Annotated in this window: 10 protein-coding genes; all 10 read right to left on the reverse strand. The window is 40.5% G+C overall.

What is annotated here, in order from left to right; all coding sequences use genetic code 11:
- Positions 1-8: 8 nt before the first annotated feature.
- Positions 9-737: a metallophosphoesterase gene (locus tag AC0QUU_RS01260; protein WP_474544136.1), complete on the reverse strand. Its 729-nt coding sequence runs from the start codon at positions 735-737 to the stop codon at positions 9-11.
- Positions 727-1,296 carry a hydrolase gene (locus AC0QUU_RS01265; protein WP_474544138.1) on the reverse strand — a complete coding sequence of 190 codons (570 nt, stop codon included), beginning with the start codon at positions 1,294-1,296 and terminating at the stop codon, positions 727-729. Before AC0QUU_RS01265 ends, AC0QUU_RS01260 begins: the two co-directional genes overlap by 11 nt.
- Positions 1,297-1,320: 24 nt before the next feature.
- Positions 1,321-2,736, reverse strand: a complete 1,416-nt coding sequence (locus AC0QUU_RS01270) for a hypothetical protein (protein WP_474544140.1) — start codon at positions 2,734-2,736, stop codon at positions 1,321-1,323.
- The gene (locus AC0QUU_RS01275) at positions 2,720-5,752 is read right to left on the reverse strand and encodes an AAA family ATPase (protein WP_474544142.1); all 3,033 of its coding nucleotides are present in this window, start codon (positions 5,750-5,752) and stop codon (positions 2,720-2,722) included. Before AC0QUU_RS01275 ends, AC0QUU_RS01270 begins: the two co-directional genes overlap by 17 nt.
- 41 nt (positions 5,753-5,793) lie before the next feature.
- A complete protein-coding gene (locus AC0QUU_RS01280; RefSeq protein WP_474544144.1) occupies positions 5,794-6,534 on the reverse strand; it encodes a transglutaminase domain-containing protein in 741 nt (246 codons plus the stop codon).
- A gap of 17 nt (positions 6,535-6,551) precedes the next feature.
- Complete coding sequence (locus tag AC0QUU_RS01285; RefSeq protein WP_474544146.1) at positions 6,552-8,102, reverse strand: Hsp70 family protein; 1,551 nt, start codon at positions 8,100-8,102, stop codon at positions 6,552-6,554.
- Positions 8,103-8,270: 168 nt separating this feature from the next.
- A complete protein-coding gene (locus AC0QUU_RS01290) occupies positions 8,271-9,812 on the reverse strand; it encodes an Hsp70 family protein (protein ID WP_474544148.1) in 1,542 nt (513 codons plus the stop codon).
- A gap of 25 nt (positions 9,813-9,837) precedes the next feature.
- A complete protein-coding gene (gene grpE, locus AC0QUU_RS01295) occupies positions 9,838-10,356 on the reverse strand; it encodes a nucleotide exchange factor GrpE (protein ID WP_474544150.1) in 519 nt (172 codons plus the stop codon).
- Between the two features lie 29 nt (positions 10,357-10,385).
- A complete protein-coding gene (locus tag AC0QUU_RS01300; protein WP_474544152.1) occupies positions 10,386-12,233 on the reverse strand; it encodes an HD domain-containing protein in 1,848 nt (615 codons plus the stop codon).
- A 2-nt stretch (positions 12,234-12,235) separates the two neighbouring features.
- Positions 12,236-13,387, reverse strand: a complete 1,152-nt coding sequence (locus AC0QUU_RS01305) for a hypothetical protein (RefSeq protein WP_474544154.1) — start codon at positions 13,385-13,387, stop codon at positions 12,236-12,238.
- Positions 13,388-13,446 lie beyond the last annotated feature (59 nt).

Genomic DNA, 13,446 nt, shown 5'->3' on the forward strand with positions numbered 1-13,446 from the left:
TAATTAAATCATACATAATACTCCGTCCCATCATCCAAGCGAAGACAGGCCAACCTTCCCCCTTCATCCCTACGCTCATTTCCCGTATCTATATCAAAGAACTTCTCCCCATAAAATATGGAATACATCTCGTGTCCCGGAATTAAAACCGTCGGATAATGTCCCACAATTATCTTCTTATCAAATTTTAGAACAGCCGGTATATAATGAATATCATTTGAAAACAAATACCTTTCCTGATCCGCCTTAACTGCCTGATCTACAGACTCTTTAATATCAATCAGACCCGTTCCGGAATGGAATACATCATAATCTGCATTGTAGCCTGAATGCGTGAGGAAATATTCATTGCCCCCGACCGTTACGATTTCATAAACGGGCAAACTTCTTAGATACTGAAACATGTCAGCTTTTTTCTCTTCTGTAAGTCCTTTAGCCTCTTTACGAGTTGTACTGCCTCCACAAGCATCCCATAATTCAGCGCTGACAGTCCCCTGCAGATATCTCTCAAAAAGATATTCATGGTTTCCTTTAATTAAAAAAATATTAGGCATAGATCTGATAAATCCAAGCAGACAAAGATTGTCTGGTCCCTTATCGACTACATCTCCAAGGATAAATAACTTATCAAAAGACGAAAAATTTATTTTAACAAGCATATTATAAAATGATGAATAATCACCATGAATATCGCTCATTACGTACGTCATAAAAAACTCACCTCTTTTATCGTCCATACCATTTCCTGTTGTTTTCAATCAGTTCTTCCAGTGTCACGGGATGATCGTTTATATCAAAACATGCATTTAATGCACACGGGAGATATTCTTTAATATACTGATATGCAGCACAGGTTGTCGAATCATGAATGTGACCGTGAATCAGCCATGAACATCCATCTGGATTACATTTCGCATATCTGCTCTGGCTCCATTCCATCATGGGATAATGGCAAATAGTAATCGTCTTTTTCCCATCTTTAATCACTTCCATGTGTGATATACTTTCAAAATATTTATTCAACTGAATATTTTTCATCCACTTGATATCGTGATTTCCTATCACCAGATGTTTATGCCCTTTCATCTGATTGAGATAAGTCCCTACAGCAACACCGGAACGATAAGAAAAATCTCCCGGGATCCATACATCGTCTGAATTATCTACATACTCATTCCAAACTCGTATGATATATCTGTTCATTTCCTCAACGTCTGCAAACCTTTCTCCTCTTTTCGACATCTCCAAAATATGTGCATGTCCAAGATGTAAATCGCTCAAATACTTATTCGCCATTTTCCCCGCTCCTTCAATACATGATTAATTTTTATCATATGAAAACATCGCTTTATCCATCATTTCATCGCATTCTTCTTGTGTCCTGATACAATATGGGGCAAACGCTGTTTCGGAATCCGATTCCAGTATATTGAGGAACTTGTCTTTCTCATGAAAATCTACTGCCTGTATCAACACATTATAGAAGAGCTCTGAGAAGTAACATCTTACAGCAAAGGCATCTTCAATAACTCTGAATGTATAGTGAGCCAATATTCTGAGTATCGAAAGAATATCTCTATCATCATCACAGCCGCATTCCTCCAGAAGAGTAAGGATATCCTGAAATGCCTTTTCCTTTTTACTTGCCAAGAAATTTCTTTCACTCAGTTTCTGCCGGATCCAGTTTATGCTGAAGTTATCATGATATCGTCTTAATAAATCAATATCTCGGTCTGTCATAATCCTGAAACCCGGTGGAATCACCAGCTGGACAATCAGCCACCACATATCTTCCAACTGATCACTCCTTGAACTTGCAAGGCAATTCCCTTCCAGGTCATAAAAAATCCTTTCAAAAAAGACAGATTCATGAGTAAAACAAAGCTCAATTCTGTTTTTCTTCCACTCCACTTCACAATGATTTGGGAGATCCGCCAGCTTATGTTCTTCCCCCTCTATATAATAAATAATCCCTTTCTTTTTGTGCCAGTAGGCAAATTTATCCAAACATCTTCCCCAAAATGTATGACTCCAGAAAAGATTTGGAGTTTTCATTTTACCTGTTTTCCCCTCTCCTGTGAGCATTTTATATTCTGCAATATAATCATCACGATCAGGAAGATCATAATAAAGAATATCTTCTTCAAAATCTTCAAGAATACAGGGAAATTTCCTGATGCCTTCAGCTAATGTCAGGCCGCCTATTTTCTCAAATTCATCCTTATTCCACAAAATCTCTGAAATATTTTTTTCTATATTTTCAACAGCATTCACCTTGTCTGCCGATATGATAAAGAGATTATTTTCCCCCTTAATGGGATGACGGACTAATAAAATGTAATAATTTCCGCGTAACTCCATTCTTAAAATATCTGAATCTCTCCGAAGATACGCTCTTTCCAGCCAATTGTACCGAATCGATGGATAACGGTTTAATTGATTGCTCAAGACTTTTATATCAGGGATATCAGCATCTTTTTTGTACACTCCAAGCTCGTTCCAAAGCACTCTGGCTATGCAAAAATAAAGCTTAGCGCTTTCTTCTCGCCACCCATATCTTAAGTTAATTTCTTTATATACCGAATAAGGGATTAGTCCGAGCATTGCTAAAATCTTAATATACCGAAACAAGTATATTGCCTGATGCATCCCGTTCCCTTCTCTTAAACACTTCAAGCGCATAGCGTAAAGATTGACAAGCTGTACCCCGAGCGGCTGTTTAAATAATTCCTCCATCTTTTACTTCCCCCTCTCCAAAAACATGTTTGAGAACTTCTTTTACATGATATATCGGAAGAACCTTTGTTTCTGAATTTTCACATAATGCTTCCACTTTTTCCGTATAGTTCTGTTTCGGAACACAGATCAGACCGCATCCCGATTTCTGTGCTCCTCTGATCTTCTCTTCTACACCTCCGACGCCTGTTACATATCCTTTCAACGTCACCTCGCCGGTAAGAGCCAGATCCATTGGAACTGGCAAGCCGGTATATGCCGAATATGCAGCGACAAAAACACTGAGGCCTGCAGATGGACCGCATTTTCGCTCGCCAATTGTACCAAAATGTATATGCATGCCTTTCCCATATATTGATGTCATTGTCTCAACCAGCGTACGGATTACCAAAACGCTCTCTCTTGTATCCTCTTCCACACTGCCCGTTATTACAGTCTCGTTCCTGTCTAGCACTGTTGCCTCTACTGTCATAATTCTTCCGATTCCATTGCAGACTCCAATTCCTTTTGCTATTCCCACCGCTTTTGTATCTTTGCAAGGGCATTCATCTTCTTTGTTGACAGCTGATCCTATTTCTTTTTCCAGCAGATATTTGCTGATACTTAATTCTTCTTTTCCCGAACTGCAATATTCTTCAATCAACGCCTCCACAGCTGTCCTCAGACAATGTTCCAACCCTCTCACACCCCTTCCCGGTGCGCAGTAATCCACAAGATATTCCACAGCAGCCGCATCCATATGGATCTGCAGATTATCATATCCAGATCGGCGAATCAGTCTTGGCAGAATATAAGCTGAGGCAATCTGTTTCTTCTCCCACGGCTCGTAACCCATAACAGGAATCATACGAAAACGATCCAGTAAAATCGGACTGATTTCATTCAGACTGTTACATGTCGCAATAAAACTGACAGAATCCATATTTATCGGAAAATCCAGAAAAGTATCGTGCCAGAGTCTGCTGTCATCCAACAACTCCATTAAAACCGATTCTATGTTTCCTGATCCTCCCTGTTTCAGTCCTTTATCGATTTCATCCAGATGTATCAAAACCCTCCTTGTTCTCTTTTTACTCATTCCCCTTATTACTGCACCACAGTCCCCATTTCCATAGAGATCCGGCGTACCTTTTAAGACCGACACATCATAAAGACCATTACAGTTAATCCGAACAACTGGAATATCTAAAGCCTTGCCCACTGCATTAATCAAGCTAGTCTTACCTGTCCCTGCAGGACCATAAAAGAGGAATCTGAAATTCGGCTGCTTTTCTGAATAATAAGAGCGAATAATCTGCCTTTTGACAGCCTCCATCCCAAAGTGACTTTCTTCGAGTGTACGATAAAATGATTCAATGCCTACTTTCTCACGATTTTCCTCATAAGGGTTCATATAAATGTGATATTCCAGTTTCCTTCTGATAGTCATCCTCTCTTTTGAATCTGCAGCCGGACTTGCCATAGTGGAAAACATTCCCTCTATTTCCCGGCGCTCTTCCTCGCTGTAATACTGATACTGATTATTATAAAGCACTCTCAGATTTGTCTTATCCGGTTCCACGGCAAGATATTCCTTGATATTTTCTGTATTCACAGAAACAAGTCCCTTACCATTTTTTACAAGCACTCTCTGGAATATTACTTCCAAAAATTTCTGCATATCTCTCATGCCCGCATCTGAACAATACTGTCTGGCAAGCATTTCAAGGACATCGTTATTGATTTTTAGTTCGCCTTCTGATAAATGGTATTTTTTCAACAGTTTAGGGACAGAGTATTCTTTAGAAATCTTTATTTTTCTCTCAAAATCGAAATCCGGAATATGAATCACTTCAAACCTGTTTACCACAGCATCCGGAATACCATACAGTGAGTTAGCCGTAGCAAATACCAATGTGGAAGACAAATCGAGACAGCCTTCGAGATAGGTATCATATCCTTCCAGAAGAGACAGCAGAGCATTATAACAGTTGCCGTCCCTCGCATCTCGTCCCATCTTATCGAGCTCGTCTATCAGCAAGACCACATCTGTAGTTCCCGCCCTGAAAAATTGAAGCGTAGCCGCTCCCGGTTCTGATTTATCGTAGATTTTATCTTCTCCTATAAGATCGAGCCCGGAACGCATAGCAGATCCTTCAATCGTTACAATAGGACGGTTTATCCCACGGGAAACAGCATGAACCACTTCTGTTTTCCCTGTTCCGGAACTTCCTACCAGAAGAATACAACAGTTTGAGTTTCCACTTCTTCTGGCAGCCATGAGTATCTCTATGATCCGTTCTGTTACCGTCTCCATTCCATAAAGGCTCGCGCTTATCTCTTTACGCAGACAAGCAGCCGAAAAAGAAAATCCTTTCTGAACACCCGAATTAATAGTCAGAAAATATTTTAAACATTCTTTTGCATGGTATTTCTCTTTGCCATCCGAAGACTTTTGTAAAACTGCAAATTTCCCCTCTATGTATTCTCTACTTTTGGGACTGTAATGACCTTTGACAAGCGCATATTTACATTTCAGTTCGCTTTCTGTGTTGAATATCGGTGCAGGCCGTTCATCCCTTTCTCCTTCTGCATATTCGGGCGAATCAAGCTGTCTTTTGAGAGATTTTTTTTGTTCTTCTGTCATACCTGAAAAAGCAACAAGAACCTTATTATCGGGATTATGACCTGCACTTTCCAGATACTCTCGAAAAATGGGCTTGTCTGACGTTTTAATATAGGACTGGACATGATACAACTCAGTTTCTTCATCCAGCGCCAGGAAGAAACAATAGTTTTCCCCTTCCAAAGGTTCGCCCAGCTGTTTTGCAAGCATCATTTCAAGGCAGCAGTTCAGTCTACGGCATTCATCCTCCTGATCGATGATATAAAACTCATACAGTAAGTTTTTCCGGAGATTATAGACTTCGGACTCTATACAAATTGTATGACCAGTCTCCACTTTCTCAGTTTTAATAGCAAAGAAAGTTGTCTGTATTTCCTGGATTTTTTCTTCATTTACCCCATTTTTTTTCATATGGAAATCACCCCTTCATCCTGCATGACCCATTCATGTATCTATCGTGCCGACGGATAGATATCTTTTCTCCAATTTCTCTCTGATATATCGTTGTCCCGAATAAGAAAATATCGATACACTTCCTTCTTCTCACATATCTCGCATGTGGCATCTAGGTGCCGGAATCTGCCTCCGATTTTCACAAGGTTCCATGCGTGATTTACCTTACATCCATTTAATTCTGCTTCTCCGGTAACCAAAATGCTCGTGATACTCAACTGCCTGCATATATACTGAACAGTCTGTGCAATACCGAGACATACGGCACGTTTTTTTACAAGGCAGCCCTCAATATCATAGATCCACTTAGTACACTCTGGTTTCTGCAACTCTTCATAAGCATACTTCACGTTATTCACCAGAAATCGATACATATTTTCCATACATGTTTCCGTTGAATATTCCTGATTAAATAAACATATTTCTTCTATACTCCTTCGTATTTCTCTTAGCCTCTGCTTTATGTTTAAAATTTCCTGTACACTATCAAACCTATACTTTAGTGTAATTGTATTCCCTGTTATACTGCTGGTTTCTGAATCCCAGAAGAAGAATTCCGGATTGTCATATCTGAGAGCAGTACATACTTTATGGAATATGTTTTTATCTGCATATCTTATATATAACGTTTCTGTTTTTGTTATAACAGCTGCTCCGATCATTTTATAGAGCAGCTGTTCATCTATATCCAGAAGCTGAAAATAAAATCCACACGTCAGTTTTGTAAGATATCTCTGCATTTCAGCAACCTTCTCCTTTAAACCACCTGTAACATATTCGCAATCTGTTCCTGTTCTGCGATAAGGTCTCCTTCCTCAAGAAGTGCTTCAGTCTGAATATGAGTTTCAATTTCAGTCTGCCCTGTTTTTTCATAGCCTTTTGCATAAAGCATTCCGTTTTCGTCCAGTGTCAGGATTGTATAAATCGGTGTTCCGACAGGGAGATTCCCATTAACCTTCAATTCGCACTCGCCTATCAGTGTAGACACTGTAAGCTCTGATGCATAAGTGCTCTCATTATTTTCATGTATTTTTAGGCTTACTGTTTTCTGATTATCATATCTGGTATAAAATACATTGTCGCCTTCTGCAGGCAGAACTGAATTTTTATAGATCATATTAAAGACTTTCCTATGATCTGTTCCATCAACATACGCCGAAATACCATAACTTCTCCCCGCAATCCTTTTCAGCTTTTTCGTTTCAGGATTGTCAAACATTTTTACAACTGCCCGCTGCTCTTCTGCCTGAAGCATCCGGGCATATACTGCCGCTCCTTTGGCAACCGCACAATCAACATCCTTTGCAGACACATTCTTTCCCGGGAACAATTCATCTAACAATGTACGGATCTGCGGCATTCTCGTTGCACCGCCTGCCAGAATGATCAGATCAATTTCTCTGTTATCCGTCTTTTTGCTCATCATCTGGCACACTCTCTTCAGCACGTGTCTTACACGATCCAAGAGCCCGGCTGTACACTTTTCAAACTCTTTTCTGGTCAGTGAGATTTCAAAGCGGCCTTCACAAGTTGAGACGGAGAATTTTGTCTCCATTTTATCTGATAACCGTTTCTTTGCCATCTCTGTTTTAATAAGCAGTTCCTGTTCATCCTCTACTTCAAGCTGTTTTCCTGCAAGATATTCTTCCCTGATATATTCCCTGAAAGCCGCATCCCAGTCACTCCCACCAAGATTCAGATCTCCGTCAATGAAAAGCTCATTAATACTTTCTCCTGTTACATGGGCAACCACAATATCCAGTGTTCCGCCTCCGAGATCAACCACAAGACAATTTTTCCCTTCCAGCTTTCCTATAGAGTCAGCATTATATATCGCCGCAACAGGTTCATCCAGGATTCCTCTTACATTGAGCCCGGCAAGCATCCCTGCTTCCATGGTTGCCCGGCGGCGGTTTGTCCCGAAATAGGCCGGCACAGTTATGACAGCGTCTGTAATTTTCTCTCCTAATTCCTCCTCCGCATCATTCATAACACTTTTTAAGACAAGAGCTGAAAGCTGCTGGGGAGAATAGGTAATCCCATTCACTGTAATACCGTCTGTTTCAATCCCCATTTTTCGTTTAAATAATGTTGCCGTGATGTCCGGATATGCGACAGCACTGTCCCTGGCCCCATTACCAACAAGGACATTGTCCTCTGAAAAGAATGTAACTGCCGATGCTGTAAGCGAACTTCCATCGCTATTTGTACAACAGACTCCCTTTTTCAAAATACCATCGAAATAAGCAAGCACCGTATTTGTGGTTCCCAAATCAATTCCTACAATTTTACATCCAAACTGTCTCATCTTCTGTGCCCCCTTCTTTTATTTTGTTAATTTACAGTCATCTAAAAAATAAAGGCATACCTCCGCCAAGGTATACCTTTATTGTAAATAAAAATCCGTTCGATTAAAGTCATGTTTAATCAACTATTGTGCAACTTTTGAAAGTTGATTTTCAAATATGCAACAGAACTATTCTTTCATGATAAGTTTGTTTACAGTATCTTTCTGTGCAATTAATTCATCAGCATTTAATAATGCACGGGATTCCATAACAGCTCTTACGCTTGTCTGTCCTTTAGGCTCTCTTCCCTCCACTGTCAGCGTTCCATCCTGCCGCAAATTAAAATCCACGAGAATTTCCGATTTTCTTGGAATATCTCCATCTATAATCAGCTCACAATTGCCTAGGAGAGTCCGCTCATCAATATCCGCATATCTCTCTGTTGCTGTCGTTTCATAAACAGAAATATTCACTTTCTTCTGATTATCGATGCTAGTGTAAAATTTCTTTGATACACTGGCGGGAAGATCCGCACTTTTAAAAATCATGTTACAAATCTTCTTTTCTCCATAATCTCCCAGCAACGCTGCGATTCCATAACTGCGGGCGCTGATCCGATTCAACCGTTTAGGGGTAAAAGACTGCCTTACACTGAATCTTTTCGCTTTCTGGGCAATCCTTTTTGCATATACGGCCGCTCCCTTTGCCACCGCTTCATCACAATCTTTTTGAATCAGCTCTGTATCAGGGAAAATTGTCCGGAGCATCTCACTGATCTGAGGCATTCTGGAGGCACCTCCTACCATGATGATCTTGTCAAATCCGGCCACTCCACGGTCTATAAGGTCATCCATAAATCCCTGTACTGTCTTACGCACTTTATCAAGCAACGGCTTCGTACATGTCTCAAACTCTGAACGTGTAATCTTAACCGGTATCTTCACCGCATCATCCCTCAGGATCATCCTGCTTTCCATCTTTCCGGTAAGCGATATTTTCACATACTCTACATCATTTCCAAAATCCTGTTCATCATCAGGTCTCAAAGTTCTTCCATCCAGATATCTGTCCCTGATATGCTGCTGCAGCATTCTGTCCCAGTCTTTTCCGCCCAGTTCTGTATCTCCACCTATCGCAATTTCATTAATCTCATTATCTTTTACCTCAGCTGCAATAAGATCCAGTGTCCCTCCTCCAAGATCAAAAATCATCACTGTTTTTCCGGACAAATCGTTAATACTGTCGATATGATATAAAGCAGCACAAGGTTCATCAATAATATCCCTAACATTTAATCCCGCAATAATACCAGCCTCTTTCGTGGCCTGCTTTGCTGCGCTAGTGAAATATGCAGGAACTGTTATAACTACATCTTTAATTTCTTCCTCAAGCTCCTCATTTGCATCCTCAACTACTTTCTTTAATACAAAGGCGGAAAGCTGCTGTGGAGAATATACTGTTCCGCCGATATCAATCGCTTCTTTTGTTTCTCCCATCAGTCGTTTAAAATACAATGCTGTGCGGTCAGGATAGAGAATTGCCGAATCCTTTGCATCTCTTCCCACAATATATGAATCAGTATTTTCAAAAAACACGGCAGAGGGAGTGAGACTGCCTCCCTCTCTGCTTGTACAGCACTCTCCGCGTTTTGCGATCTCATCATAGTAGCTTACCAGAGTATTCGTTGTACCGAGATCAATACCGATTATTTTACTTTCAAATCTTGCCATCACTTCGCCCTTCTTTTCATATATTTTAATGGTTATAAATCCCTACAGAAACATTTACCTTTTTCAGGATCATGCCATGCCATCGATATCCGCATCCGAATACTTTGACAATCTTGTTCCCGAGTTCTTCCCGACAAACATGTACTTTTTCCAGTGGCTTCTGAAGTTCCGGATCATATTCATCATTTGCATAGCAACAATAAATATCAACTCCATTATCCTCAAGCACCATAGTGAGAGTATCGATATATCCTCCCAGTAACCTGAGCATATTCTCGTCGATATTTCCACTTTCCTTCATTCTGTCCACATCTTTCAGCATATCATCACGCAGACGGATATATCCCATAAGATATTGCTTCTGGTTCTTTCGCTTTAATTCCTGATATTCCTGATAGTAACGTTCCAATATCTCCTGCTGAGTATCAAAACTATCCAGAATTTTGTTCATCATATCTTCCTGGGCATCCATCTTTTCAAACAATCTGTTTAACTGAATGACTGCCTTTTTCTCATTCTTTTTTTTCATGATCCGTCTTGTCATTTCATGGCCCTCCCTCGCACTGCATCACTTTATCCTTTATGGTAATTTTCATTAAAATATCTGACCAGCCGTTCTCTGGCCTTTCTTGTTTTGACCAGATTCAGCCAGTTAAACACCGGGGTTTCTTTATCATGGACATCGTATTCAAACATCACTTTATCCCCATAACGTAAAGTTTTTCCCAATTGTGCCGGCTCTGTACAGCCATTCACATAGGCTTTCTGCAAATGAAGACCAACCTCTTCATCTATCGCAAATGCAAAATCGAGGACAGTAGCCGCCATCTCGATATCATATTCCTTTCCCGCTCCGTCCTGTACAACCATTGTCGGAGAACCAGAATCCATATGTTTTTCAAGCCATCTGCTGAGGAATCTGATTGCTTCTCTGGTATATACATATTCAAACCATCTTACTGTCGCATGCGGAATATCTTTTTCGGGCCTGCGTTTATCATGATCAGAGATAACCTCTATCTGATCTCCTGCCCTGAGTTTTCGACGAAGCGACTCTTTCTCCATTTTCCCGTTAATCAAAGCATATTTTGCACAAATGCCAATATTACGGTCAATTGCAAAAGCAAAATCAAGAACAGTGGCTCCATCTTCGATCAGCATAGACGTCCCGTCTTTTTTAAACACCGGAATCATTTTCGTTTCGAATGTTCCATCATCATTTGAAGTATCGCCAGACAAACCATTTCGGAAATCCTGCACGTCAGCCACAAGAATGCCATGGTCATATTCCAGATGCTGGGTTTCAGACTGAATATGCAGTCTGTATCTGGTTCCATACGCATCTTCCAACCTGTAACAATACTGTTCCCGGTACTTCGGATATTCTATTCCGGTAATCGTATAATGATATCTGCTGGTATGCAGATTGCTGTAATAACTAAAGAAAATATCTGCCGGATTGCGCTGAGACAGATCACTGATAATAAAAAATACATCAAAAAGTGGAACATTCTTCTTCGTCAAAACCTTTTCAAGATCCGCCGCTGTATCCATCATTTCCGGAAGTTCTGAAAAAATATTATCCTCGCTGCGTTCGATAAATTCAAAAGAAGCAACATCGTCACTCTGAATTCCCCCATCAAATACCAGTCTTTTCGTTGTCTCAATCAGACCATATTTTCCATAAAGTGTATCACTATTCTGTTTCAGAATTTTGCGATATTTCGCACCAACGCGCTGAAACATTTCCGGATTTTCTATTTCAAAACAGAGATTTGCAAGCTCGTCTGCCAGCTTATGGATATGGAACGCCCTGGCGACAGGTATGATTACTGTCCGGGTATGGTAAGCTTTCTTTCTCTGTTTTTCTTCCGAAAAGACTGAAATGGTCCTAAGATTATGGATCCGATCGGCACATTTAACGTATACCGCTTTCCGATTGTGCTTCTTTCGGATTTCCGTACGAAATTTCTGGTCCGAAAGATCATCCAGATCCGCCGGTGATATTTCCGGATTTCCTGATAGCCTGCGGCTTTCCTTTGTCACCGTATTTACCATATCAGCTACGTTGCGGCCGAATTCTTTTTCCAATTGTTCGACACTGACATTGCAGTCCTCAACCACATCATGAAGAATTGCAGATACAATAATGTCCGTCTCATGTCCGATTTCCGCCAGAATCATTGCTACTGAGAGAGGATGCGTAATATACGGATCACCCGTTTTACGCCGTGTATCTCCGTGTACCTTCAAAGCAAAATTGTATGCATTACGCAATGCAACTACATCCGGAAGACCATGCTTTTTCATTTCTCTCAGAAGCTCTGAAAACATCTGGTCAATCTTCACGCGTTCTTCCTGTGTCAATGGTTTCCTTTCTTTTTCCTTGCTCTTCTCCTCTGTAGAACCTGACGCACCCATGATCATCCCTCCCGTCTCATACTGGCTTTCCTTACCCGTTTCAGATAATGATAAAACTTGTTGTCGTCCTCACCGGTAACCATCTCCATACGGAACAAATTATGTGTCACCACATCGTTTACAATTTTGTCGATTTCGTTCTGCACGATCATCTTCTTGTGAACGTCAGAAAGTGGAAGATCCGGATTATTTCCGCTACGATACAGCTGATTCATCATATCGGCAAGTTTTTCTATCTCTTCCCCTGCCTGAATATTAGGATAATCCATCAGCAGATGGGAAGCCAGTTCCTCGGAGGATACGTCCAGCGAACACTTGGAAAGTGCAACACATTGAACACAGGGCGACGCACTATTTCCCTTAGACACGGAAATCAACATCCCCAGTCCTCCAATATATTCATCTGAATTACCGGATGGACGGTGGAAGATCATCTGAGCTTTGTCCCTCAGGCTTTCATAACGGAGTGAAATAAACACATGTTTCTCTGAGAGTTCCAGTTTCCCTTTGTAAACATGAGTACTTCCCCCAAGATCAGCAATGTAACTCTTTATGTCTGCCCCACGCCACTGTCTACGCATAATCTCAGCATAGCGTTCATCTGTATCTTCTTTTCTCATATTCAGAACCGCGATCACATTGTAAGTTTTTACTTCACCTTCTTCTCCATCATGATAGATATACATGAGTCCACTTTTTAATGCATCGGCATCCTCTGTAAACTCCTGACCTTTGTAAGCAGACGTATCGAAATAATAAACCTGATACAGTCCTTCATATTTCATATAAATAGCAGTGGGAAGATCTGTAGGATAAGGATCTTCTTTCTCACTCAGGTCCGTAAACAAAAAATCATCTATTGTGCAGTGAAATTCGGATCTATTTTTATGCAGTGTAATGAGGAATGGATTCAGGTTTGGCAGCTGCTCCCCCTTCTTAATACGCGAATAGACAGGAGGAGTTACTCCTAATTTACAGGCAAGTTCCTTATCATCAGAAAGATCCAGTTTCTTTTTAAAAAACTCAAGATTCTTTCTGATATTATTCTGAATTGCATTGATTTCATCGATCTCATCAACTGTATTGCCTCCGTTACCATTTACGGGTTCTGTAGTGGTTTTCTGGGTACATTTCTTTTCATTATCTGCCGGCATAAAAAGTCCCTCCTCTTAATGATTCTCATAATTAATGGTTATGAATTCATTATAAGGAG

The sequence above is a fragment of the Mediterraneibacter sp. HA8405 genome (assembly GCF_056148955.1).

Excerpts from the sequence above, each read along its gene's own strand:
- AC0QUU_RS01260 (WP_474544136.1), bottom strand. The coding sequence starts at position 737 with ATGGACGATAAAAGAGGTGAGTTTTTTATGACGTACGTAATGAGCGAT.
- AC0QUU_RS01265 (WP_474544138.1), bottom strand. The coding sequence starts at position 1,296 with ATGGCGAATAAGTATTTGAGCGATTTACATCTTGGACATGCACATATT.
- AC0QUU_RS01270 (WP_474544140.1), bottom strand. The coding sequence starts at position 2,736 with ATGGAGGAATTATTTAAACAGCCGCTCGGGGTACAGCTTGTCAATCTT.
- AC0QUU_RS01275 (WP_474544142.1), bottom strand. The coding sequence starts at position 5,752 with ATGAAAAAAAATGGGGTAAATGAAGAAAAAATCCAGGAAATACAGACA.
- AC0QUU_RS01280 (WP_474544144.1), bottom strand. The coding sequence starts at position 6,534 with ATGCAGAGATATCTTACAAAACTGACGTGTGGATTTTATTTTCAGCTT.
- AC0QUU_RS01285 (WP_474544146.1), bottom strand. The coding sequence starts at position 8,102 with ATGAGACAGTTTGGATGTAAAATTGTAGGAATTGATTTGGGAACCACA.
- AC0QUU_RS01290 (WP_474544148.1), bottom strand. The coding sequence starts at position 9,812 with ATGGCAAGATTTGAAAGTAAAATAATCGGTATTGATCTCGGTACAACG.
- grpE (WP_474544150.1), bottom strand. The coding sequence starts at position 10,356 with ATGACAAGACGGATCATGAAAAAAAAGAATGAGAAAAAGGCAGTCATT.
- AC0QUU_RS01300 (WP_474544152.1), bottom strand. The coding sequence starts at position 12,233 with ATGGGTGCGTCAGGTTCTACAGAGGAGAAGAGCAAGGAAAAAGAAAGG.
- AC0QUU_RS01305 (WP_474544154.1), bottom strand. The coding sequence starts at position 13,387 with ATGCCGGCAGATAATGAAAAGAAATGTACCCAGAAAACCACTACAGAA.